Consider the following 24,713-nt stretch of genomic DNA (forward strand, 5'->3'; position numbering starts at 1 on the left):
GTCGTGCGGCCCATGCCCAACGTCAGGGACGCCACGATCATGGTCAGGAAAAGCAGCACCATCTCCTTTGCGCTGAGCCCAAGTTCGAGCGGCTGTCCGATCGTGATGAAGACCACGGCCACCGTGGGAATGGTCAGGCCGATACTGGCCAGCGCGGAACCCAGCGCCAGGTTCAGACTGGTCTGAATGCGGTCCGACCGCGCGGCGCGCAGGGCGGCCAATCCTTCCGGCAGCAGCACCAGCGCGGCAATCACCACACCCACTACCGCGGCGGGCAGGCCCGCATCGGCGACGGCCTTTTCCACTGAAGGCGACAGCAGCTTGGCCAGCGCCACCACGGCCACCAGACAGACCACCAGCAGCACGCCGCTGGCCACGGCCACGCGGTCTGGCGGAGGCGGGGCATGCACGCTCTCGTCGTGATTGCCTTCCACCAGGAAGTAGTCACGGTGCCGCACCGTCTGCACGAACACGAAGCAGCCATACAGCAGAAGCGACATCACACCGGAGAACGCCAGCTGGGATGGTGACAGCACCGGGCCTGGCGTGGTGCTGGTGAAGTTCGGCAGCACCATTGTCAGCCCCAGCAGCGTGACCAGAATCGCCATCGCGGCGTTGGCGCCGGGCGCCTGGAACGCTTGCTCGCGATGATGCAGCGCGCCGACGAACAGGCATATGCCGACGATGCCGTTGCAGATGATCATGACTGCCGCGAACACGGTGTCGCGCGCAAGGCCGGCTTTCTCCGGCCCGGACGACAGCATCACCGACACAATCAGCGCCACCTCGATCACGGTCACCGCAATCGCCAGCACCAATGTGCCGAAAGGCTCGCCCACCCGGTGCGCTACCACCTCGGCATGATGCACGGCGGAAAACACCGCGCCGGCCAGTGCGGCGGCCATCAATGCAATCAGCCAGCTTTGGCCCGTCATCGTAAGGCCCAGGCCGAATGCGGCCCAGGCGGCCAGCGGCGACCAGATGGTCCACGCCGGCAGCTTGTTGGAAGTTGCCATGTCTTGTTCCCTTTGTTCTTGTGGCTCACAGGCGCGAGCGTGCACGCCGCGTGACGCGGGCGCAAGAGGTTCAGGCAACGGACATCAGCCGCAGTTCCCGGGAAGGCGCATCGATCAGCGCGGCATCAGTCGGAAAAAGGGCCGCGCGGAGGCGGTTTGACGGCGGGCTTGGCACCGTCCGCGCGCCGCTCGGGCTGGGGATCGGTCTCCCGCAAGGCCGGGTGATTTCGATAGATCCAGCGCGCGGCAATGATGACCACCGCCAGAAACGCAAGACCGTATCCGACAAATGAGACTGCACTCATGGTTTCTGACCCAAGGTTGGCCCGGCTCTTCTGGCCGGTGGCTGGTCAGTATGGGTGGCGAGGGATACGGCGGACACCCTCTATCGGTGGGGCGCGCAGATCACCCAATTGAGGGCGGCGGCAGTGAGGCCCCCGAACTCTGACGTGGTCAGATGCTGAAAGATGTCGTGTATCGGCAACACATTGTCGTATCCGGCATACATTGCGCGCGTCATTCGATGTCAAGTCTTTAAATGATAACTATTACCACTTACATTCATGGCCTTTCGTAGGTTTCTTGTTACAAGGAATGACCATGAGTTCGAGCCGCCACGGGCTGCCAGCCGTCGCGCCCCATTTCGCCATGTGCGCCACGGCGCTGGCTGTTTCCATGCTGTGTCTGACGCCGCAACTGGCGGCCGCGCAGGAGTCCGGCGCTGCGTCGCAAGGCTCGGAAAAAATGCTCGAAACGGTCCAGGTATCAGGAAACTGGCTCGGCACCGGCCTGCAGAACAGCGTGAAGAGCTTTCCGGGTGCCCGTACGGTGGTCAGCGAGCAGCAGATCGAACAAAGCGGCGCGCAGAGCATTGGCGACGTCATGCGCCGCATCCCTGGCGTGCAGGCGACCGATAACTCCGGTACGGCCGGCAGCGCGGTCTCCCTCAATATCGGCGTACGGGGCCTGACCGGCCGCTACACTCCGCGTTCCACGGTACTGCTCGACGGCATTCCGATGGCCGTGGCGCCCTACGGCCAGCCGCAGTTGTCTTTTGCACCGGTGAGCCTGGGCAATATCGAATCGATCGACGTGGTGCGCAGCGGCGGAGCGGTGCGCTACGGCCCGCAGAACGTGGGCGGCATCATCAACTTCAACACCAAGCCCATTCCCGGTGTGTTCAGCGGCGAGGCTTCGGTCCGCGAGAACATCTACACCGAAGGCGGCGGCAGCAACACCCAGTACAACGCATTCGTGGGCACCACGCTGGATAGCGGCCTGGGTATCGCGCTGCTGTATTCCGGCATGACCGGCCGCGAATGGCGCAAGGGCAGCGACGACAACGTCAACGACCTGGCCGTGAAGTTTGCCTACGACATCACGCCGACGTCGCAGGTGTACGGCAAGGTGTCGTACTACGACGTCAAGTCGAAAACGCCGGGTGGCCTGACGGTGGCGCAGTACAACGCCGATCCGTTCCAGAACACGCGCCCGAACGACTACTGGAGCGGCAACCGCTACGGCTTCGATCTCGGCTACGTGAACACGATCTCCGCCAATCAGGAATTCGAGATCCGCACGTTCTTCAACGAGAGCTATCGCCAGAGCACGCTGCAGCAGAGCGCCACCGTGATTGCGCACCAGCCGCGCAACTACACCACGTTTGGCGTCGAGCCGCGCTTTACGCAGCGTTTCGGCGTGGGACCGACCACGCATGACGTGACGGTCGGCTACCGCTACATCCGCGAGCGTGGCGACGACAACACGTTCAATACGAACCGTGTGACCGGCCTGAACGGCGCGACCACCACGTTCGACAATGCCACCGATGCTCACGCCGTCTACATCGACGACCGCATTGCGTACGGCAACTGGCGCATCGTGCCGGGCGTGCGTTTCGAGCATATCGATACCACGCGCCAGCAACGCGGCACCACGACGCAGTGGGACAGCCTGAACAACAAGGCGCTGCCGTCGATCAATGTGTCGTATCTGGTGAACAGTGCGTGGACGGTATTCGCCGACTACAGCACGTCGTTCGGCCCGGTGCAGAACACCCAGCTCAACTCCCAGACGCCGAGCAATCCGCTGCAGCCGGAAGTGGCAAAGACGTTCGAAGTGGGTACGCGCTGGACGGACAACCGCATCAAGGGTGAACTGACCGCCTTCAAGATCAAGTTCGACAACCAGATCCTGCAGGTGCCGGGCCTGTTCCCGGCAACGTTCCAGAACATCGGTGCGACCGACCACGACGGCGTGGAAGCGGCCATCGACTATACGTTCGAGCGGGGCAGCATGCTGGGTGGCCTGAACCTGTACGCCAACTACACGTACACGCGCGCCATCCAGAAGTCGGGCACCACGTCCGGCATGGACGTGCCGTTCTATTCGCGCACCACCGACACGCTGGGCGCGCGCTACGACTGGCGTAGCTGGACGTTCAACGTTTCCACGACGCACCAGAGCAAGCAGTACGCGGATCTGGCGAATACGGTGCAGGAGTCTGCCGACGGCAGCAACGGCCTGATTCCGGGTTTCCGTACGTGGAATATCCAGGCGATGTTCAAGGTGCCGCAGCGCAAGAACACCGATATCACCATCGGTATCAACAACCTGTTCGACAAGCGTTACTACACCCGTACCACCGACAGCAACGCCGGCCGTCTGGTTGGCGCGCCGCGCATGGTCTACATCCAGGCGCGCGCCGCATTCTGATCGGATAGTCGGAGGGCGGCGGCCTCGCGGTTTTCGTGATGGAGTCGAAAATCGCAAGGCTTTGGGGGTTGCACCGTCCGGCGTGCACCCCCGTCAGCAAGACATCCCATCAGCCCGCGCCGTCGTCATGGGCCTTGTGTAGCGATGCCATCTGCTCCTGCCGGGCGGGCGGCACGGGCTCGTAGTGACTGAATTGCATCGCGTAGTTGCCGTGCCCGCCGGTGATACTGTTCAGACGCGACTGGTAGTCGTTGAGTTCGGACAGCGGTACCTGTCCGACGACGATGACGTTGTTGCCGGCCACCGTACGTGTGCCTCGCACCTGCCCGCGCTTGGTCGAGAGGTCGCTGATGATGTCGCCCATCGCCCCTTCCGGCATCGTCACCTCGATATCCACGATTGGCTCCAGCACACTCGGCCGCGCCTTGAGCACCGCGTCGATAAATGCCTTGCGTCCCGCGACCGCGAACGCCACTTCCTTCGAATCGACCGAGTGGCTCTTGCCATCGAACACGGTGACGCGCACGTCCTGCATCGGAAAGCCGGCCAGCGGTCCGCTGTCTAAGACTTGGCGGATGCCCTTTTCGACGGCGGGAATGAACTGGCCAGGAATTGCGCCGCCCTTTACCGCGTCGACAAATTCAAAGCCCGTGCCACGTGGCAGCGGTTCGACGCGGAGAAACACTTCGCCGAACTGACCGGCACCGCCAGTTTGCTTCTTGTGCCGGTGATGCCCTTCAGCCTTGCCCTCGATGGTTTCGCGATAGGCGATCCTGGGCGGCCGCGTCACGACCTCAAGCTTGTAATGATCGGTCAGGCGCTCCAGCGCGCAGCGCAGTTGGAACTCGCCCAAGCCAAGAATGACGGTTTCATTGGTCCCCGCCGGATGCTCGATGCGAAGGCATGGGTCTGCTGCTGTGAGCTTCTGCAGCAGCTCCGATAAGCGCTGCTCGTTGCCGCGGCGCGCAGGCTCTATCGCCAGGCCATAGATCGGCTTGGGAAAGTCGAGCGGGGCCAGGTGGATGTTGCCGTCCTCGCTGGCATCGTGCAGCACGGCATCGAAGGTGATCTCGTCGATCTTCGCCACGGCACAGATGTCGCCGGGTCCCGCCTGCGGCACTTCGACGCGATCCTTGCCTTGCAGCATCAACAGATGCGCAACCTTGAACGGCTGGCGCCCGTCGCCGATATAGAGCTGGCTGTCGCGCGTGACCGTACCCTGGTGGATGCGAAAGACCGCCATCTTGCCGAGGTACGGGTCCATTGTGATTTTGAAGACATGCGCAAGGACATGCTTGTCGGGCACCGGTTCGGCGCGAACGGTTTCCTGGCGCTCACCCGCGTCACGGTAAAACAGCGGTGGATTCCCCTCGGTCGGGTTGGGCAGCATGCGCACAAACACCTCAAGCAGCTCCGTGACGCCGGTGCCATTGGCTGCTGACGTGAAGCAGATCGGCACCAGATGGCCCTCGCGGAGTGCCCGCTCGAACGGCGCGTGCAACTGTTCCGGCGCGATTTGCTGACCTTGTTCGAGATACAGCTCCATCAGCTCAGGGTCCAGCTCGACGACTTGATCGACGAGCGCCTCGTGCGCGGATGCCACTGACAGGAAATCGGCCTCACCCGCCGGGTTGAAGAAGCAATCGACGACCTTGGTGGCTCGCTCCGCCGGAAGATTGATCGGCAGGCACTCCTTGCCGAACGCCTCCTGAATGTCGGTCAGCAGCGCGGGCAGATCCACTTTTTCCTTATCGATGCCGTTGACGATGAGCATCCGGCACAGCTTGCGCGCCTGCGCCCAAGCCATCATGTGACGAGTCGTCATGTCGATACCCGTCTGTGCGTTGATGACGATGGCGGCGGTCTCTACCGCCGCCATGCTGCTCATCGACAAGCCCGAGAAGTCGGGATAGCCGGGCGTGTCGAGCAGGTGGATGCGGGTGTCGCGGTAATGGAGGTGGGCGAGCGCGCTGGAAAGCGAATGGCGGTATTTGCGTTCGAGCGGATCGAAATCGCAGACCGTGGTGCCGCGCTCGATACTGCCGGGGCTGTGCAGCGCACCTCCCTTGTGGAGCAGCGCCTCGACCAACGAGGTCTTGCCGCACCCCGTGTGCCCCAGTAGGGCGATCGTACGAATTGCGTCAGGACTATAAAGCATGGTTCGCCCTCGTCCGGCCATTGCGGTTTGGCCATTATTGGCGATATAGGCCGCAAACACCATATGTCGTGACGTTCGGCCGACTGCAGCCGAGTCGGCATTTCGGCACAACTACAGCTACGGCATCGTTTGTGCATCGCGGCAATCAGGCTGGATCGGGTCTACAGGCGGGCACGGTAAATTGCACGATCGCACCGCGTGGCAGGTTGGCGCCGATCCACAGCAGGCCGCCATGCGCATCAATGATCGAGTGGCAGATCGACAGCCCCATGCCGAGACCGGTGGACTTGGTGGTGTAAAAGGGCGCGAACGCCTGGCTGGCACACTGCGGCGCAAAGCCAGGCCCCGAATCGCACACCATCACCAGCACACTGCCTGCGTCGGCCTCCTCGGTGCTTATCCGTAAATGCCGCTCGCCGTCGCTGACTTCGCTCATCGCCTCGAGCGCGTTCATGATCAGGTTCAGCAGCACTTGCTGAAGCTCGACACGATCGCCTTTGATACATGGCAGACCGTCGGCAAGCCGCGTCGTGACCGCCGCGCCGCTCTTCGTCGTCTCCGCGCGGGTCAGTTCGATCACTTCGCGGATCGCGGCGTTGATGTCCATCGCCTCCTTGCGCGGTGGCGCTTTCCTGACCAGCCCGCGAATCCGGCCAAGCACCTCGCTGGCGCGATTGGCATCCTTGATGATCCGGGCAAGCGCTTGCTCGACTTCGCCTGCATTGGGCGGCTGGGCGCCGAGCCAACGCAGCGCGGCCTGCGCGTTCGTCACCGTCGCGGCAATCGGTTGATTGACTTCGTGCGCGATCGAGGCCGTGAGCTGCCCCATCGTGGAGAGGCGATTCGCGTGCGCCAGTTCCGCCTGTACGTCGCGGTAGCGCTGTTCACTCTCGCGGACTCTGGCTTCGGCCTGCTTGCGCTCGCTGAGGTCCAGCACGAACGCGACACCTTCCTTCCGCGTGTCCGCGAGCGTCGCCAGACCGACGACGACTGGAACGTGGCTGCCGTCTTTCCTGATGTACTCCTTCTCGAACGGCTGGGCCCGGCCTGTCTGCATCGCCTGTGACAGGGCCTGGTCGCTGAGCGGACGCAGCTCCGTGGGCGTCAGATCGATCCAGCGCACGCGGCCGGAGACCAGGTCTTCGCGCTCGTATCCGACCATGCGGAGAAATGCGTCGTTGGCTTCGACGATGTCGCCGCCCGCGTTCCATACGATGATGCCGATGATGTTGGCGTCGACCAGGCGGCGGATTTTTCCTTCGCGCTCCGCGAGATCGCGGTACAGACGAGCGCTTTCAAGTGAATTCGCGGCCTGCGACGCGACCAGTTTCAGTACGGTGATCCGGGCCGGGCTGAAAGCGCGAGCGGTCAGGTTGTTCTCAAGATAAAGCGCACCCGTGAGCTTTGCCCGGTTCATCAGCGGCAAGCAGAGAATGGAACGGGCGCGGTGCTGGCGAATGTAGGGATCGGCCTCGAACGAAGGCTCGGATGCCGCATTGTCGAGAACGATGCTCTCGCGGGTCCGCAGCACGTGATAGAGGATGGTCTCGGGCAGCATCGCCGCGCTTACCGGCTCATCGCGCAGTTGCAGTCGAGGCGTATCGCCGCTGGTTGTTGCCTCCGCTGCGATCCGATGCTCGCCGTCACCCGCCAGGATCAGCAGGCCGCGTTCCGCGCCGGCCTGTTCGATCGCCGTGCGCATGACCATGTCGATCAGATTGTCCAGCACGATGTCGCCCGAGGCGGCCTGCGATACCTTGAGCACGGTTGCAAGGTCGAGGTGCTCCACCGGCGTGGCGATGGTGCTCGTCGGACCGGGTGTGGTTTCTTCCGTCCTCAGGTAAGGATAGCTTTCCTCTAGTTGCCGCACCTTCGCATCGGCGCCCCAGCGCAGGTAGCCATAGCGGGCCTCCTGCATATATAGACGGGCTATCTTTTCCAGGCCGCGCGCCGCATAGAAGCGCGACGCGAGTTCGTTGGCGAGCGCCTCGCTGTGGACGAAGCCGCTTTCCTGCGCTGCATGGATGGCCCGCTCGTAGTCATGCTCGGCTTCCACCACGCTGCCCGCCACGCGCGCGATTTCCGCAGCGACAAGCGTGGCGCGGTCCGCGAAGTTGTCCGGGCAGTGCTGAGCCCAGACCTTGAGCTCGCGATGATGTGTAGCCATCGCCTCCAGGTGCCGCGCGCGCTCGCTGACCGGGGCGAAGTCGTACCAGGCCGCATGAGTCAGGGCGCCGTAGTAGTGATACTCGGCTTCCTCGAAGAACGAGGACGAGGTCCAGAGTAGTGGTTGCGCCTTTGCTGCGGCCGCCATCGCCGAAACATAGTCTCCGGCGAGATAGCGGGCTTGCAGCTTGCGGGTCCAGTACCAGCATTCGGCCAGGGCCAGATCAGGGCTGCCAGCCAAATGGGCTTCGGTTTCGGATTCCTCGAACTGTTCGCCATCGAGGCAACCAAACTTCGGCGTCAGGCCGCGCAGCATCCGGACCAGTGCGAGTTGCGTGCTGATGAAGTCGATGACGAGGCCAAAGCGTACTTTCCTGGCGTAGGCAAGGCCGCGCTCGGCTTCGTGCTGTACCTCGCTCAATTGCTCGCCAGCGAAGAGCAGGTCGGAGTTGAGGCTGTTTCCCGCGTAGGCGCCATAGGCAAGGTCGCCGATTCGGTTCGCGGCGGCAAAGGCACGGCGCAACAGTTCACGGCAGGTCCGCACGGGCTTCAGCCAGCGCACGACAAAGATCGAGAAGCACAGGAAGGTCTTGGCTTCGAAGCGCTTGAGTCCGCGCCGGTCGACCAGCTCGCATCCAAGCAGGCCGAACCGGTATCCCGCCTGGTAGTCGCCAAAACGCCGGCCCGCGACCCTGCCGACGTTGGCATATAGCACGCACGATGCATCGCAGTTGCCCCGCTCCATGCTGAGGCTGACCGCCTTGCAGATCGTCAGGCAAGCCAGATTCGCGTCCGTTTGCAAGGCTGGCGCGAAAAGCTTGCTCAGTGCTTCGACGGTGCCAAGCGAAGCGGCGTCCTCCATCAGCGGCAGATCGACGAGGTCTTCGATGGTCCGGTTTCCAAGTTGGGACCAGATGCGATCGTATTCGCGTCGTACGTCGTCATCGCCCGGATGCGGTGACCAATCGATACCGACATGCCGCAGGTAGGCGAGACAAACCTCGACCGCGCGGTCGCTTCGATCCGTAACGAGGTAGACATCGAGCTGCAGACACGCGACCAGTGCTTTCTCGACTGTCGTGGTGGCGCGCTCCGACAGCGCCGCCAAGCGTTCATCGGCCACCGACAATTGCGCGGTCAGAAATTCGCATTCGGCCCGGTTCAGCTCCAGCGCGAACCTGAGGTCATGCCGGCGCTGCCAGCACCCGTCATCCAACAGATCGGCACCGCTGACCAGATAGGTGAGGGCCGAAGCATAGGCGGTGGATGCCTTGGCACGTTGGCCGGCGAGCAGATTCAATTCCGCCAACTGCTCACGCTCGTCCTGTGCCGTGATCAACGCGGCGCCCCGATTGAGCTGGCCCGCGATTTCGAAGCTGGCCTCCTCGCGCTTCTCGGGGGTTATCTGCGCGGCGAGCAGGCGGCCGATGCGCAGATGGGCGTCGGCGCGCGAGTCTTCGGGGATCAATGAATAGGCCGCTTCATGGACGCGGTCATGGACAAAGGCGTAGAAAGTCTCCTGCCGCTCGACCAGTTCCTGGCGGATCGCATCCCACAGCGCTACGTGGACCTGCGCCTCCGGCAGCCGGAGAACGGTGGACAGTGCCGCGATATCGGCCAGATTGCCGAGACAGGCAAGCTGCTGCAGCGCGTGCTGCGTTCCGGCGGGCAGCCGGATCAGCTTGCCAGCCATCAGGTCAACGACGTTGTCTGTGTAGCGCTTGGCATGGATGCGGTCGGAATCCCAGCGCCATTGCCTTGCGTCGTGATCGAATGCGAGCAGGTCTTCGTCGACAAGCGCGTGCAGGAACTGGATCACGAAAAACGGATTGCCGCCGGTCTTGCCATGAACCAGCCGCGCCAGTTCTTCAATGCGGCCTGGCTCGCAATGCAGCGCCTCCGTGATCAATTGCCTGATATGCACGCTGGCAAGCGGTACTAGCTGGATGGCTTCGATCCTGACTCCGGCATTCCGGATCGCCTGCAGCTTGACCATCAGTGGATGCGTGGCATCGACCTCATTGTCACGGTAGGCGCCGATCAGCATCAGGTGCTGAAGATCCGATCCGGTCAGCAGGTCTTCGAGCAGGTCGAGCGTGGCGGCGTCGAGCCACTGCAGATCGTCAAGAAATAGTGCGAGCGGGTGCTCGGCACGTGCGAACACACTGATGAAGCGCCGGAATACGAGCAGAAAACGGCGTTGCGCCTGTAGAGGATCGAGTATCGGAACCGGTGGCGGCTCACCGATGATGAGCTTCAGTTCGGGGATCAGATCGGTCATGAGCCGGGCATTCGGCTCCAGCGCCTCCTGCAACGCGCGGCGCCAGCCCGCCAGTTCGGCGTCGCGTTTGCCAAGCAGCGGTCGCACCAGCGTCTGGAATGCCTGTACCAGCGTCGCATAGGGAACGTCGCGCTTGTACTGGTCGAACTTGCCGGACGCAAACAGCCCGCGCGGGGGCACCAGCACCTTGTGCAGTTCGTTGACGACCGATGACTTGCCGATGCCGGAGTATCCGGAGACCAGCACCAGCTCCGGTACGCCCTTGCTGACGGTGCGATTGAACGCAGCCACCAGCGTGTCGACCTCGCGTTCACGCCCGTACAGTTTTTCAGGAATGAGCAGGCGGTCGGGCGTGCCGTGTTCATCCAGGCGGAAGTCGTCGATGCGACGCTGCCGGTGCCAGGCGTCGAGGCAGGACTGCAGATCGTGCCTGACACTGGTAGCAGTCTGGTAACGCTCTTCGGCCGTTTTGGCCAGCAGCTTCATCACGATGTCGGAGACCATCGCCGGCACGCTCGCCAACCGCTGGCTCGGCGGCATCGGCAGGCGGGCGATGTGGCAATGCACCCATTCCATCGGATCTGCGGCCGCAAATGGCAAAGCGCCGGTCAGCATCTGGTACAGCGTGACGCCGAGTGCATAAAGGTCGCTGCGTGAATCGATCGAGCGATTCATCCGACCGGTCTGTTCGGGCGCCATGTAGGCGAGCGTGCCGGCAATCGTCTCGGGCGGCTCGGGTGGTTGCCGCTCACGCGGCAGGCGCGAAGTGAGGCCGAAGCCGGTCAGTCGTGCCTGGCCATCGGCGCAGTTCACCAGAATATGGGCGGGCTTGAGATCCTTATGGACGAGGCCGCGCTGGTGCAGCTTGCCCAATGCCGCGGCGATGCAGACGGCGTGCCGCAAGAAATCCGCGATCTTCATGGGAGCGCCGAGCAAACGCGAAAGCGGCTCGCCGCCGGGGTCCTCCAGGACCAGCAGGGTCCGGCTGGCATCGCGCGCCAGTTCCAGCGGGCGCACTGCCCACGCGCCATCGAGCTCTTCCCTTAGACCAAGCTCGTGAGCCAGGCGGTCCAGGCTGGCAGGCGGGGGATGTTCGGCCGCGGGTCGCGCGAACAGCACGTCGCGCTCCGAACTGTCGCCGGGGCGGCGCCCGCGATAGAACAGCCGCTCGCCATCGTCCCACAATAGCTGGGGGGTGCCACCCATTGGCGCCTGAACCATACGCAGCTCTCCGTCTGCCGTATGTTGCCTTCAGGCATGCGAGCCGGCATGTCAGCGGATGCGCTTGCATCCGGTTCAGCCAGGCAGGATACGCACCGAGAGCGAGTTAAAACACGGCATCGTTTCGATGACCCACGCTGCAATCGCAGCAAGTTGGAGCATATACCTCGGCGACCGCGCCGGCATCGGTAGTACGCGCCAGGGAGGGCGCCGACGTACTCGGCCAATCGGGCGATGACATGGGTGACAACTCGCCGCGCGGGTGGCTTGACAGGCGCATGCACGGTGAATCGCCGTGCTTGATCACGGCAATCGCGTGTCCCGGCTTTGGTCTACCCAGACAAAGACTCAATGCTTGCGCGACATGCATTGACTAGCACCCTGGCGAGCTTCGCGCGCTCGGCGGGATCGGTTGCCATCGCCCGGTGCACGCTGTCAGCCAATGTCTCTATCGGGACGGTTTCCGGCAGGCCGGTCGTGCTCCATGACGACCAGAAGGCGGCTTGCTTTGAGGCCGACGGTAGTTGGCCCGGCCGCAGCAGTCCCAGGCAGGGCAGGGCGTAGGCGCCAGCGACAATGCTGCCGTGCAGGCTGCTGCCGACAAAACCACGGCTGCGCGAAATGATGGCGCAGATATCCCACAGGTTCAGTGAGGTGGACAGCGCAATCGACACACCGCTTACCAGCGCCATAAGCCGCCGGTAGCAGGTTAGATCGTCATGCCACGGTGCCGCGCCCGCACGGAAGAGCACAACGCCAAGCCCTGTGGACTGTGCGATCCGCTGGATTTGGGCGGCAAGTTGCGTGAGTGTCCGGTCATCGCCGAAATCCGCGGCGAACTGCATTGCGAGATAACCGCGCGGAAACGCGGACAACATGGCAGCCAGCTTGCCGCGACGGCATCGCGCATCGATACGCGCGCCGAAGAACTCGGCCACCATCACGGCCGGGTCGGGTGCCAGATGAGTGGCTATGCCCCACGCCGACAATAGCGCTTGGGTCTGCCTGTCTCGAACACTGATGCGCGTGGCCGAACCGAGCTTCGCGATGACTTCGTCGCGCATCGCCGGGTCAATGCGGTCGAGTTCGAAGCCTCCAACGGCCTGGTAGGTGACGTGCCTGGGATTGGCAAACAGGCGCCGGGAAAGCAGGTAGGGCGCCAGATCCGGCAGCCCCAGCATCGTGTGTGCCCAAGCCATCCGTTCATGCGGCTCTGCATCAAGCTGGGCGACGACTGATCGCGCCGCGTCTGTCGGAAGCAGCATCACTGCCGCCTCCCACGCACTGCAGGTCAGGATTTCACCGCCCACGTGGAGGATGTCAACTGCGCCGTCACCCACGGCAGAAGCCAGGCGCGTGATGGCCTGCACGCGATGGCCACCATGCCCCGTCAGGTCGCGCTGGATCAGGCCGGCATACGCCAGTCGGCGGTGTGCAAGGAACCGGGCCGTCACGTGTGCCAGCAGGAGATCACCAAAGTTGTGGCGGTCAAAGGCCCCGAACAGAACGGTGGGACAGTCGATTTGCATCGGGTGTCATGGGCGATCGGTATGGCTATCTATAGGCTAAGCCACGGGAGCGTCGCGGCCCAGGGCGATATGCTCCGCGTCCGTTCCAAGCGGGCGCCACTACGGCTCACCCCAGGGTAAGGCGACGCCCAGGGGCTGCCAACTCCGTACTCATCCGATTTCCACGCGAAGCTATCAGGATATCTGATGGATTCCATCAAAATTATGCGTTTTTATTTTTGCACGTCGTCCGGCAAAGTCTCGCAAAAGGATAAAACATGAATGCGCGAGCGCCCCTGACTGCACTGGCTTTTGCCGGAGGCTGGCCCCAACCCTCTTTTGTTTGCACTGCCTCCGGCACCTCCGTTCCCTATGTGGAAGCTGGCGGCGGCGAGCCGATGGTATTCGTGCACGGGTCGCTATGCGACTACCGCTATTGGGAGCCGCAGATCGCAGCGCTGTCGAAGCGCTTCCACTGCTTCGCTCCCAGCCTGGGCCACTATTGGCCGGAAACCAATGCATTCGGACGCGGCGACTTCAGCTGGGAGGCGCACGTCGGCGAAATGGCCGAGTTTATCGACGCGCTGGGTCTGGGAGCGGTCCATCTGGTCGGCCACTCTCGCGGTGGTTGCATCGCATTCCATCTGGCGCGCCAATACCCTCACATGGTGAAGACGCTGACCCTCGCCGATCCCGGCGGGCCATTGCAGACAACGCCGCAAGCAGAGGTGGGAAGTTTGCCGCCGGCCGTCCATGCGTTGAGAGCCAGGGCCGCGGAACTGATTGAGCAGGGCGAATTCGATGGCGGGCTGAATCTGTTTGTCGACTCGGTAACGATGCCCGGTTTCTGGAACAAGAGTTCGCAAGGATTCCGCGGGATGGCGCTGGACAATGCGCTCACACTTCCGAAACAACTGCGCGACCCGCTGCCCGCTTACAAGCGTGAAGACGCCCGAGACATTCTGTGTCGAACCCTGCTGATCGATGGGCAAAAGAGTCCGCGCATGTTCCGAAGCACGGTCGAAAAGCTACAAGAATGGATCGGGCGCGCTGAGCGCCAGACCATTGCCGGCGCTTCTCACGGTATGAATATCGCCAACCCAAGCGCGTTCAATCGGGCGGTTGCCGAATTTGCTGGCTGAAGGGGCTTGCGTTCAGGACGGTCATAGGGCCGGATGCCTGCTTCCTGGATTCACATTGCCATCGCCGATAGTCATGGAACCCGGCCATGTCCGCGTCAGCCGGCGGCGCCTGCTGGATTTCTGTCTCGATAGGCAGGAAAGTCGGTAAATCCGATCTCGCCGCGCCGAGTGTAATAGCTGGACCGGTCCGCGACAGCTATCGGCCAGCCATGCCGGAGGCGTTCAACGAGGTCTGGATTGCCAATGAAGGGCCGGCCCATCGCGATCAAGTCTACTAACCCAGTGTCTAGCGCTGCCTGAGCGCGTTCGCGGTTTGTGAATCCACCGCACCAGATGATCGTGCCGGGAAACGCCGCGCGAACTTTGGCGAGCACCACATGATCGATGTGGGATTCCTTGAACTGAGCGCTCTCCATGTTTCCCGAAGGCAGCAATTCGTATAGCAGATGAATATATGCGACGCCGCGTTGGCCAAGCGCCTCGCAGAGGTACAGCAGCGTTTCCTCCGCGAGCGGGTCAGGCGGCATGGAGTTATACGCACCGAACGGAGACAGCCGTACCCCGACGCGGCCCGGACCGAACGTGCGCACCGCCGCGTCGACGACTTCCGTGAGAAAGCGCGTCCGATCTTTGATATTTGCGCCGCCATAGCAATCAGTGCGGGTGTTGTGGACCGAGTTCATGAACTGCTCAAGCAGATAGCCGTTGGCCGCGTGAAGCTCCACACCATCAAAACCGGCATCCTGTGCGCTGGCGAAGGCTTGGGCGAACGTGCCGACCAAGGCCGATACTTCGCCGGTGCCGAGCTGTCGCGGGGTGCCCGCGGGCACGAAGCGTAGCTTGCCTTCCTCGTCGTGAGCAAACACATCGGAGCCGTCAGCCCTTTGCGTGGTGACCCCCAAAGGCGTCTCGCCATTCGGCATCAGCGAAGGATGGGCCATTCTGCCGACGTGCCAGATCTGCGCGAATATCGTGCCGTTGTGGCGATGGACTTCGTCGGTCACCAGCCGCCAGCCTCGACGTTGGGCTTCAGTGTAGATGCCCGGTGTTCTCGCATAGCCCTTGCTGGATGGAGCGACGTCCGTTGCCTCTGCCACGATCAGGCCGGCGCTGGCCCGCTGCCCGTAGTAAGTGGCCATCAATGCATTCGGGATGTCACCATCGGTCGTCCGAGTGCGAGTCATCGGTGCCATGACGATACGGTTGTTCAGGCGAACGGTATCGGCAAGCATTACAGGGTCGAACAGGTCTATCATGATCTTCTTTGCGCTGGGGTTATCGTGAAAAGAGCTTACTTTTCGATAGCCGTTTCCATCTACACACCAATTGGTCAGTGAAGTCAGATGAAGATCGTCAAGAGACTGCCGGGGTTGCCCATTGAGCGGGCGCTGGGGGTCCTGTCAGGACGCTGGAAGGCGCTCATCCTTTATGTGCTCCTGGACGGCCCACACCGTACGTGCGATCTGGAGAATCGCATCGCCGGGATTTCCCAGAAGGTTCTGATCGAGCAACTGCGGGCGCTTGAGGAACATGGCGTGTTGATGCGGCAGCCCGATGCCGGAAATCGTCAGGGAATCGAGTACCTCCTCACCCCGCTTGGCGAAAGTCTGAGGCCGATTCTGGAGTCTCTAATCGAATGGGGCGTTCATCACGCCACGGAGCTTGGCGAGGGGGATAGGCTGCTGCCCTGCGAGGCAGTTGTTCGAGACCGGCCTGCCCAGAACCTGTGATGTGCCTGCATGGCCCCGGCATGTAGGCGCCGGGGCTGCTAGTGAAGGAGGGGAGTGGAGGACGGCTCGATATCACAACATCGGTCTATAACCCGGCGTAAACCATCCTCGTGAATTGATCGCCGTTGAATACGAAGTTTCCCCATTTGGCGTCGAACGCCGCCGTTGGCTTGGCGGCAACAATCTCAGTCAGCGATTTCCCTGCGTTCTTGAGTGCCGCCACGTTGTTGCGCACGGTTACCAGCATGTCGCGAAACTCGATAAGCTGTGCCCGCGTGCCTACCGCCCCATGCCCCGGAATGACGATCGTGTGATCGGTCGTCCGGGCTACCGCCTTGTTTGCCCACTTGATCGCGCCGTCGATGCTGCCACCATCCTCGTTGTCGATGTAGGGATAGAACCCGTTCCAGAAGGTATCGCCGAGTACCAGCACGTCCGCGTTCTTGAAGTAGACCCATAGATCGCCGTCCGTATGACCGTGGCCGAAGTTCTCCACTTCAATCGAGACGCCCCCGAAGTTGAACGTCTTTTCGTTATCGATCAGCAGCGTCGGGCGCGCCGATTGTTGCACCGGGTCGAACGTCCAGTTCCACGCGTTGACATGGGTTCTCTCGGTGAGGTGTTTAAACGTGTTCCTCTGCGCAATGATCGTGGCGCCCGCGTCGTGCATCCATGCATTGCCGTCCGTGTGGTCCCAGTGCCAATGGGTGTTCACCACGTAGCGGAGCGGGCGAGGTCCGATTGCGTTGAGCGCTGCCTGTAGCTTCTCCTGGGACTTGCTGATGCCGGCATCGACCAGAAACTTGCCTTCCCGTGTCGACAGCACAGTGATGTTGCCGCCCGATCCCATCAGCACGGTCATGTTGTCACGCAGCGGTTTTGCAACGAGGTCTTCGTCGGCACGGCGTAAATATCTCGCGCCAGCCCCCGTATGAAAGTAGTCGTCGGGCGACTCCTTGCTGGAGACCGAGGTGGCGGGATCGGAGGCCATCGAAACCGAGGGCAGCAAAGCGCCGACGGTAAGCATGGTCCCTGTCAGCACGAGCTTCGGCAGAATGCCGACACTCATTGCGGGACGCTTGGCATGGATAAGTGCGGTCATCTTGATACGTGTTGTGCGTGTTGTTATCGATGGGTGGGACCGGTTCCGGTCCGTTGGGATGGGTGCTGCGGCGTCGGCAAGGCGATCAATGGCTGACGGTGCCCGGAAACCCCAATAGGCGAGCGAAGTCCTGCACGCGCTCGCGTGGCATCCTGGTCTGATTGACCTCGGCCTCGGGATCTCCGAATCCCAGGGACATGCCGAAGGCAGTGACTTCCTCCGCAGGCATGTCCAGATACGATGCAATCTGCTCGTGGAACGGTGCGAAGGCCACCTGAGGGCACGTGTCGATGCCACGCGCTTTCGCGGCAATCATCAGGTTCTGTGCAAAGAGGCCGATGTCGATCCAGCTGTGCGGCTTCAGGCGGCGGTCGATGCTGATGATGAGTCCCACCGGTGCGCCGAAGAATGAGAAATTCCTTTCGGTCTGACGCATGCGCGCCGGGGTGTCGCTGCGATCGATGCCAAGCGATGCGTAATAGCGCGTGCCGAAATCCATCAGTCTTGTGCGAAACACGTCGGGCAACGGTTCGGGGAAGTGAGTGGGCGCGGGAGTTGCCCCCGCGCGGTGGGCGGCGACCAGAATGTCGGTCAGTTGATCCTTGACCGCGCCGGTGACCACATATACCCGCCAGGGCTGAATGTTGGCCCCGCTGGGTGCGGTCGCGGCTTCCCGCAGGATCTGTTCGACGGTTTCCTGGCACACAGGCTCAGGCTTGAACGCACGGACGGACCGCCGCGAGGTGACGACGGACGTGATGCACTGCGCGATCGCATCCTGGGACCATTCGCTTGCCATCTGCGCCATGACTCACTCCTGCGGGGCTACATGGTAGGAAATCCGACCGGAAGGCAGGAAGAACAGCGCAATCACCGCGCCACCCTTTGCTTCCGGATAGTGATGACTGCCCGGCGTGGGGGCGGTCCAGCCGCCAGTGCACCAGCCGTTTGGACCGTTGAGAGCCGCGCCCGGATTCAACGGGACGACCATATTGAACTCGCCATAGGGATGGCCGTGGTATTGCCCTCGGAATCGACCATCGGGATGCCCCTGGTCATTGCCGGTGCTGTCCATATACACCGCAGTGATGCTGAAATGGAGCGTGTGCTCGGAAGGTTCCGCGATGCGGCTGCGACGATAGTTCGGGCCCTCGATGTCGATATTGGCCGCCCAGCCGTCCTCCACACCCTTGCGCACCAGTGCGGACAGCGTTTGATAGAACTCGCTGTCGGGCCCGTACTTTTGATTGAGCCAGCGTTCGACCTCGGTGCTGGTGGTCAGATCCTTCACTTCGTCAAGGAAGGGAATGCAGCGCTCGATCAGCGCCTGGCGATCGTTGTTCAGTGTTCCGGCCGTCATGGTGGCGTCTCCTGTCCGTTGGTTGGACCCAATCATGCGCCGCCTGTGAATTGAATGGAATTGATGTCTATGCAATAGCATAATGAACGGCATTCAATGAGGGAGCGGCATCATGAGCATCGGACGAATGGACCTGAACCTTCTCAAGGTGTTCGAGGCCGTCTATGAGGAGCGGAACCTGATTCTGGCGGGCAAGCGTCTGCATCTCACGCAATCGGCGGTCAGCCACGCGCTGCGCAGGCTGCGCGAACTGGTCGGCGACGAGCTTTTCATACGAATGGGGAAGGGCATGGTGCCGACCGGCCGTGCGATGGCGATGGCGCCAACGCTGCTGGACTCGCTTCGCCGTATCGAAAACACGCTTGGCGCGGCGCCGTTTTCTCCAGCTCAGTCCACGCGGCGGTTCGTCATTGCGGCGAACGATCACGTCACGGAAGTGATCGTCGCGCCGTTGTCCCGTGCGTTGCGGAAGGTGGCGCCTGGCGTCGACCTTGTCATTCGGCCATCGACGCGACTGGACCTTGCAGAGCAGATCGACCTGGGGCGCATCGATATCGCCATCGGCATCTTCTCCCAGGTGCCGCCCCGCCTGAATTCGCGCACGTTGATGGACCAGGGCGAGTCGATCCTGATGTGCCAGGGACACCCCGCTTCACGCCGGAAACTCAAGATCGAGGATTTGACGAAGTACCCGCTTGTCACGCTATCCGTTGGTGGGCAGGAGGAGGGCGCAGTCGGGGGATTCATCGTCGAACGCGGACTGGCCCGGCAGTCCGAGATGTTCGATCGACGTGCGTTGGAAGAGGCGCTGCTGGCGTCTGGAGAGGCGCCGCGCTTGAGAATCACGGTCCCCCACGCACTTGCCATTCCCGCACTGCTCCGCGAGACGGACATGCTGTCGATCGTGCCCGCGTCGCTTGCCCTGGCCCTGGCAAACCGTGGTGGCCTGGCGCGCCGCGCGCCGCCCTACCAATCCAGAACGGAAATCATGCAAGCAGTCTGGCACGGCCGCGACGATGACGACGTTGGGCATGCCTGGCTGCGCGAGATGATTGCGAAGACTGCCCAGACCGCCCAGAAGGCGCTGAAGTAGTCCGGCAACGCACTTCCATTGAAACCGCGCGCTGCAACCGTCGCCCGCCACCGGGCGCTTGCAAGTGAAGCCGGGGCCCTATGGCGTGATTCCGCCCCGTTTCTATACTGAGCTTGTGGCCGGACAAGTCCCGCGCTCGGCGATGGTGCAGGCCGAATAGGGAGTTCCAGACCTTCTACGTGGTCAATCCCAAGCCTGGCACCGCACGACGGGCGTGTGTCCAGGCAGACATTTGCCCGATCCGGGCTGGGAGATCGCCATGACCAATGCTCAAGGACAACTTGCCTCCACGCTGAACCACCTGATCGAGGTCGGCAGGGATGGCGAACGTGTTTGCATGACCGGCGCCCGCGAAGTGGGCAATGACGAGATGCGCAGCGTCCTGACCGGCACTGCCGAAACCTGCCGCAATTCGGTGACCGAGTTGCAGGCGATGGTGAGCGCCCTGGGCGCGGTGCCGCGCGACCGTGGCTCCATGACGGGCACGATGCATCGGGGCTGGATGGAGGTGATGCATATCATCGCGCCGCACAACGACGATGCGGTGCTGCAATTGTGCGAGCGCGAGGAAGAGGCTGCCAGGCGCGAGTACCGCTCGGCGCTGACGAACGATATGCCAGAGCACGTGCGCGCAGTGCTTCTGCGCCAATACGAGGGGATGCAGAAGCACCACGAACGCATTCATGCGTTGCGGGGTATGCAGATTCATTAACCCGTAGGCGAGTCGCGCCAGCCATCGAATCGAGGCGGCCCATGAAGGACCCTGAACGTCCACGGAAGTGGCGCCGCCTCTATATCCTCGACGAGCAAAACCGGCCGGTCGAGGTTGCCAATCCAGACGAATGGTCTCGTTGGATGGCCGAGAACGACCTCGTGTTCCGCCGCACGCTGTTAGAGGAATCCGGCGGCATGGTGACAACCCGCTTCCGTGGCATGTCGGACGCCGCGGACGGGCTTGTTTTCATCACGCGCGTGACAGGGCTGTCCGGGCATGACAACGAGAGTTTTGGCGCGGCGTCGCTCGACGTGGCAATGGAGGAGCATGAGCGCATCGTGCAGAAGCTGCTTCACGAGCTTGCCGGGCGGTAGCCCCGCGCGTCGAACATTGGCTCAATCGACGATGAAGAGTCGGGCGCCAGTCTTTGTATAGGACCGGTGGGCTTCGGCATTGTCGCCAACCTGATAGCTCATCCCCGGGGTCAATACGATCTTCCGCCCGTCTTCCAGCGTCGTTTCCAGTTCGCCTTCCATGCAAAAGAGGATGTGTCCCTTTTTGCACCAGTGGTCCGCCAGGTAGCCGGCCGTATATTCAACCATCCGCACGCGAATCTGATTGGATGGATCGCCGAAAGAACGCGTACGCCAGTAAGCCATGCCGGTTTCCCCCGGATGCTCCGTTCGTTCGACTTCCGCCCAGTTCGTTGTGCCGAACGCAAAAGCATCCATCTTCATTTCCTGCCTCCCGTATCCCATATGACGCAAATCGTGACCGACGACGATATGCCATCGTTTCACGTGATCGATTTGCGTTTCGCCAGATTGAAGTGGTGCAGGCTACCACGCGGACGCCCGTGAATCGAGTAACGATCCGCGGGCGTATCCGGCAGATGGCTGTGGATCAATTACTCGGGCTGGATCGCCGCTTCCTTGACCACCTTGCCCCACTTGGCCAGGTCCGACTTGATCAGCGCGGCGTACTCCTGCGGTGTGCCGCCTTGCACGTCGATGCCGGCCGTTTCCAGCTTGGCGCGCACCTCAGGCAGCTTCAGCACCGCATTGATCTCGGTGTTGAGCTTCGCCACGATTTCCTTCGGCGTGTTGGCCGGGGCAAGGAAGCCGCCGTTGGTGTTGGCGTCATAACCCTTAAGACCTTGCTCCTCGGCGGTGGGCACATTGGGCAAGGCCTTGGACCGCTTGCGCGTGGCCACCGCCAGCGCGCGCACATTGCCGGACTTCACCTGTTCCTGGATGGCACTGATCGTGTCGATGTAGAGCACGGTGCGGCCGGCGATAAGGTCGGGATGCGCGGCGGATGATCCCTTGTAGGGCACCAGCAGCGCCGGCGCGCCGCTGACCATGCGGAACATTTCGGCGGCCATTTCCTGCGCGCTGCCGCGACCCGAGGTGGCTATCTTGGCGTCGGCGGGGTTGGCCTTCATCCAGGTCACCAGTTCGGGAACGGTCTTGACCGGCAGCTTGGGATAGACCGCGAACACCAGCGGAATCTCGTGCGTATAGACGATCGGTTCGAAGCTCTTTTCCGGGTCCCAGCCCAGGTTTTTGAACAGGAACTTGTTGATGTTGTGGCTGCCGCCGACGATGCCGATGGTGTAGCCATCGGGCTTTGCGTTGGCCAGCACGGCCGTGCCCAGGTTGTTCGATGCGCCCGGGCGGTTTTCGACGATGAACGGCTGGCCAAACTTGACCGACAGTTTTTCGCCCACCACCCGGGCGATCAGGTCGATGCCGCCGCCCGCCGGTGCCGGCACGATGATCGTGACGGGGCGGGAGGGGTAGTTGCCCTGTGCCGAGGCCGCGGCCGGCACCATCATCATGGTGGCGCAGCCGGTGAGCGCGCCAATCAGGGTCGTGAGCGTTCGGGTGGGGATTCGCATGGTGTGTCTCCGTCTGGATATTGGTTAACTCTGGTCAACTCTGGTGGCGCCCCACGGATGCGAAGCCGTGGCGGCGCGGCAATCGGTACGTTTTTGGTATCAGCCTCGGCCGACGAACGGCATGGCGCTGGCCATGACGGTCATGTTCAGTACGTTGGCGTCCAGCGGCAGCGACGCCATATGGCGCACGGCATTGGCTACGTGGCTGGCATCCATCATTGGCTCGGGCGCCGTGGTGCCATTGGCCTGAAGCACACCGCGCGTCATGCGTTCGGACAACTCGGTGAGCGCATTGCCGATATCCACCTGGCCGGCGGCGATATGAAACGCGCGGCCATCGAGCGCGAGTGCCTTGGTCAGTCCCGAGACGGCGTGTTTGCTGGCCGTGTACGGCGCGGTGAACGGGCGCGGTGTGTGGGCCGAGACTGAGCCGTTGTTGATGATGCGGCCGCCTTGTGGCGACTGACGGCGCATCAGTGCGAACGCGGCGCGCGCGCACAGGAAGACGCCGGTGACGTTGGTGTTGATGACGTTGAACCATTTGTCCAGCGGCAACTCGTCCATCGGCACGGCCGGCGCGTTCACGCCCGCGTTGTTGAACAGCATGTCCAGCCGCCCGAATTCGCGCTCGATGGTGTCGAACAGTGCCTGCACGCTGGCGGGATCGGTCACGTCGGTGGGCACGGCCAAGGCCGTCTGGCCGCGCGTCGCGGCATCGGCCACTAGCGTCTGCAGCGGATCGGCACGCCGGCCGGCCAGCACGACCGTCCAGCCATCTTCGAGCAACGCCAACGCGGTCAGACGGCCAACGCCACTGCCGGCGCCGGTGACCAGCGCGATTTTTCGGGATGGGTTCAAGGTTGTCTCCATGAAAGTATTGGTATGGGCGTTGGTATGGGCGCTATGCGCGGGTGACCGTCAGCGTGATCTCGCCGATGCCGGCCACACCTGCGTGAATGACGTCGCCCGGTTCCAAAGGCGCCACGCCCGTTGGGGTGCCGGTGAAGATCAGATCTCCGGGCAGCAGCGACACCGAGCGCGACAGCATCGCCACCAGGTCAGGCACGGACCAGAGCAGGTCCGCCAGATCGGCACGCTGGCGCTCCACGCCATTGACGGACAGGTGGATCACGCCTTCGCGCGGATGACCGCAGTGGGTTGCCGGCACAATCGCGCTGCAAGGCGCGGAGTGGTCGAACGCCTTGGCCGGTTCCCACGGGCCGCCGTTCTGCTTGGCCTGTAGTTGCAGGTCACGGCGCGTCATGTCCAGGCCGGCCGCATAGCCCCAGATATGGTCCGACGTATCGCGTGGATCGATATCGCGTCCGCCCCGGCCAATCGCAACGACCAACTCCACTTCATGGCAAAACGCATCGGTGCCGGGCGGGTAGGGCAATGTGTCGGACGCCAGTTCCACGGCGGTGGCCGGCTTCATGAACCACGCTGGCATGTCCGTTGGCGCGGGTTCGTCGGGCAACCAACGATAGTTGCGGCCGATGCAGAAGACGCGATGGATGGGGAAGTACGCGGTGCTGTGCGCGACAGGCAGGGCGCATGGCACTGGTGGCGGCAGGACGAAATCCATGATGGCGGACTCAGGTGGTCAGGCTCATCGTGGGACGCTTGCCGGCCAGGGCTTCGGCCACGCTGTCCAGGACCATGCGCATCATCGCGCCGCGCGTTTCCCAAGTGGCGCTTGCGCGATGGGCTTGCAGCGTGGTGCGGTCAGACTGGCGCAGCGTCAGCGGCACGCGCGGTTCATCGACAAAGACGTCCAGGCCCGCGCCCGCGATGCTGCCGGCTTCGATGGCGGCGGCAAGGTCGGTCTCGTTGACCAGGCGGCCGCGCGCCACGTTGACCAGGTATCCACGCGGGCCAAGCGCATCGAGCACGGCGGCATTGACGATGCCTTCGGCCTTGTCAGCGGCGGCGCAGAGAACCAGCGCATCGCTGTCGCGCGCCAGGTCGATCAGGTCGGCCACGAAGGTATGCGGCACGTCGTCCATCGCGCGCAGATCCGTATAGCGGATGGGGCAGCCGAACGCCGCCGCGCGCGTGGCCACGGCACGACCCACGCGGCCCATGCCCACGATGCCGACGCGCATGCCGCTGAAGCGGCGCGCAAGCGGTATGGCGGACGGCGACGGATTCAGTTCCCACTGTCCGTCCCGGACAAAGCGATCGCCCGCGCAAATGTTGCGGCACGCCGCGATCAGCAGACCGATGGCCAGATCGGCCACGTCCTCGGTCAGCGCACCCAGCGTGGCGGTCACGGGCAGGCCGCGCTCGCGGCAGTACGCCAGATCGACGGCATCCGTGCCCACGCCATTGACGGCTACCACCTTGAGCGCCGGCAACTGTTCCAGCATCGCGCGCGAGATTCCGGTGTGACCGCCCGTGATGACGGCTTCGATGGACGCGCCATGCTGGCGCAGCCAGGCGGCCTGGTCTTCGATCTCGAAATACTTGTGCACCTGATAGCGCGCGGCCAGTTCTTCGTTCGCGGCGGGAATCAGGATGGGGTTCAGTTGCAGGATCTGGGGCGTCATGTGTGTGGATATCTTCGCTGGGTAGGTGGATGACATCGTAGGCAATAGTTGATTAAC

At 62.9% G+C, this 24,713-nt stretch carries 20 protein-coding genes; 6 read left to right on the plus strand and 14 right to left on the minus strand.

The features are described from left to right. On the minus strand, positions 1-1,016 hold a 1,016-nt coding region (locus AC3FLX_RS28485; protein ID WP_488700679.1), incomplete at its 3' end, for a calcium:cation antiporter. 125 nt (positions 1,017-1,141) lie between these two features. Continuing rightward, a complete protein-coding gene (locus AC3FLX_RS28490; protein WP_488700681.1) occupies positions 1,142-1,321 on the minus strand; it encodes a hypothetical protein in 180 nt (59 codons plus the stop codon). 295 nt (positions 1,322-1,616) lie between these two features. Between AC3FLX_RS28490 and AC3FLX_RS28495 the strand changes: the two genes are divergently transcribed. Beyond that, positions 1,617-3,731: a TonB-dependent receptor family protein gene (locus AC3FLX_RS28495; protein ID WP_488700682.1), complete on the plus strand. Its 2,115-nt coding sequence runs from the start codon at positions 1,617-1,619 to the stop codon at positions 3,729-3,731. A 109-nt stretch (positions 3,732-3,840) separates the two neighbouring features. On the opposite strand, the gene fusA is transcribed toward AC3FLX_RS28495, so the two are convergent. From fusA to AC3FLX_RS28510, 3 genes are all read right to left on the minus strand, one after another. Next, a complete protein-coding gene (gene fusA, locus AC3FLX_RS28500) occupies positions 3,841-5,889 on the minus strand; it encodes an elongation factor G (RefSeq protein ID WP_488700756.1) in 2,049 nt (682 codons plus the stop codon). Between the two features lie 145 nt (positions 5,890-6,034). Further along, on the minus strand, positions 6,035-11,542 hold the full coding sequence (locus AC3FLX_RS28505) for a trifunctional serine/threonine-protein kinase/ATP-binding protein/sensor histidine kinase (protein ID WP_488700757.1): 5,508 nt from the start codon (positions 11,540-11,542) through the stop codon (positions 6,035-6,037). 347 nt (positions 11,543-11,889) lie between these two features. Continuing rightward, positions 11,890-13,086 (minus strand): polysaccharide pyruvyl transferase family protein, encoded by a 1,197-nt coding sequence (locus AC3FLX_RS28510; RefSeq protein ID WP_488700684.1) that lies wholly within the window; start codon positions 13,084-13,086, stop codon positions 11,890-11,892. A gap of 257 nt (positions 13,087-13,343) precedes the next feature. On the opposite strand from AC3FLX_RS28510, the gene AC3FLX_RS28515 reads away from it, so the two are divergent. Next, positions 13,344-14,207 carry an alpha/beta fold hydrolase gene (locus AC3FLX_RS28515; RefSeq protein WP_488700685.1) on the plus strand — a complete coding sequence of 288 codons (864 nt, stop codon included), beginning with the start codon at positions 13,344-13,346 and terminating at the stop codon, positions 14,205-14,207. A gap of 95 nt (positions 14,208-14,302) precedes the next feature. On the opposite strand, the gene AC3FLX_RS28520 is transcribed toward AC3FLX_RS28515, so the two are convergent. Next, entirely contained in the window at positions 14,303-15,463 is a 1,161-nt protein-coding gene (locus AC3FLX_RS28520; RefSeq protein ID WP_488700687.1) for an alkene reductase, read from the minus strand. An 87-nt stretch (positions 15,464-15,550) separates the two neighbouring features. Between AC3FLX_RS28520 and AC3FLX_RS28525 the strand changes: the two genes are divergently transcribed. After that, positions 15,551-15,937 carry a winged helix-turn-helix transcriptional regulator gene (locus tag AC3FLX_RS28525; RefSeq protein ID WP_488700688.1) on the plus strand — a complete coding sequence of 129 codons (387 nt, stop codon included), beginning with the start codon at positions 15,551-15,553 and terminating at the stop codon, positions 15,935-15,937. Between the two features lie 85 nt (positions 15,938-16,022). Here the strand turns inward: AC3FLX_RS28525 and AC3FLX_RS28530 are convergent, their stop codons facing one another. The 3 genes from AC3FLX_RS28530 to AC3FLX_RS28540 all read right to left on the minus strand — a co-directional run bounded on the left by AC3FLX_RS28530 (position 16,023) and on the right by AC3FLX_RS28540 (position 18,399). Beyond that, positions 16,023-17,039 carry an MBL fold metallo-hydrolase gene (locus AC3FLX_RS28530; protein WP_488700689.1) on the minus strand — a complete coding sequence of 339 codons (1,017 nt, stop codon included), beginning with the start codon at positions 17,037-17,039 and terminating at the stop codon, positions 16,023-16,025. Between the two features lie 85 nt (positions 17,040-17,124). Beyond that, positions 17,125-17,847 carry a nitroreductase gene (locus tag AC3FLX_RS28535; protein WP_488700690.1) on the minus strand — a complete coding sequence of 241 codons (723 nt, stop codon included), beginning with the start codon at positions 17,845-17,847 and terminating at the stop codon, positions 17,125-17,127. Positions 17,848-17,850: 3 nt separating this feature from the next. Next, entirely contained in the window at positions 17,851-18,399 is a 549-nt protein-coding gene (locus tag AC3FLX_RS28540; protein ID WP_488700691.1) for a 4-hydroxylaminobenzoate lyase, read from the minus strand. Positions 18,400-18,511: 112 nt separating this feature from the next. On the opposite strand from AC3FLX_RS28540, the gene AC3FLX_RS28545 reads away from it, so the two are divergent. The 3 genes from AC3FLX_RS28545 (at position 18,512) to AC3FLX_RS28555 (ending at position 20,581) form a co-directional block, all read left to right on the plus strand. Then, positions 18,512-19,492: a LysR family transcriptional regulator gene (locus AC3FLX_RS28545; protein WP_488700693.1), complete on the plus strand. Its 981-nt coding sequence runs from the start codon at positions 18,512-18,514 to the stop codon at positions 19,490-19,492. Positions 19,493-19,751: 259 nt separating this feature from the next. Further along, positions 19,752-20,204, plus strand: a complete 453-nt coding sequence (locus AC3FLX_RS28550) for a PA2169 family four-helix-bundle protein (protein WP_488700694.1) — start codon at positions 19,752-19,754, stop codon at positions 20,202-20,204. 41 nt (positions 20,205-20,245) lie between these two features. Then, positions 20,246-20,581 carry a hypothetical protein gene (locus AC3FLX_RS28555; RefSeq protein ID WP_488700695.1) on the plus strand — a complete coding sequence of 112 codons (336 nt, stop codon included), beginning with the start codon at positions 20,246-20,248 and terminating at the stop codon, positions 20,579-20,581. A gap of 21 nt (positions 20,582-20,602) precedes the next feature. On the opposite strand, the gene AC3FLX_RS28560 is transcribed toward AC3FLX_RS28555, so the two are convergent. The 5 genes from AC3FLX_RS28560 to AC3FLX_RS28580 form a co-directional block, all read right to left on the minus strand. After that, on the minus strand, positions 20,603-20,944 hold the full coding sequence (locus AC3FLX_RS28560; RefSeq protein WP_488700696.1) for a DHCW motif cupin fold protein: 342 nt from the start codon (positions 20,942-20,944) through the stop codon (positions 20,603-20,605). Positions 20,945-21,114: 170 nt separating this feature from the next. After that, a complete protein-coding gene (locus AC3FLX_RS28565; RefSeq protein ID WP_488700697.1) occupies positions 21,115-22,107 on the minus strand; it encodes a Bug family tripartite tricarboxylate transporter substrate binding protein in 993 nt (330 codons plus the stop codon). A 99-nt stretch (positions 22,108-22,206) separates the two neighbouring features. Beyond that, positions 22,207-22,977: an SDR family oxidoreductase gene (locus AC3FLX_RS28570; protein WP_488700699.1), complete on the minus strand. Its 771-nt coding sequence runs from the start codon at positions 22,975-22,977 to the stop codon at positions 22,207-22,209. Positions 22,978-23,008: 31 nt separating this feature from the next. Next, entirely contained in the window at positions 23,009-23,695 is a 687-nt protein-coding gene (locus AC3FLX_RS28575; RefSeq protein WP_488700758.1) for a fumarylacetoacetate hydrolase family protein, read from the minus strand. A 7-nt stretch (positions 23,696-23,702) separates the two neighbouring features. Further along, positions 23,703-24,656: a 2-hydroxyacid dehydrogenase gene (locus tag AC3FLX_RS28580; protein ID WP_488700700.1), complete on the minus strand. Its 954-nt coding sequence runs from the start codon at positions 24,654-24,656 to the stop codon at positions 23,703-23,705. Between the last annotated feature and the right edge of the window lie 57 nt (positions 24,657-24,713).

This window comes from Cupriavidus sp. 291-E7, from assembly GCF_057798835.1.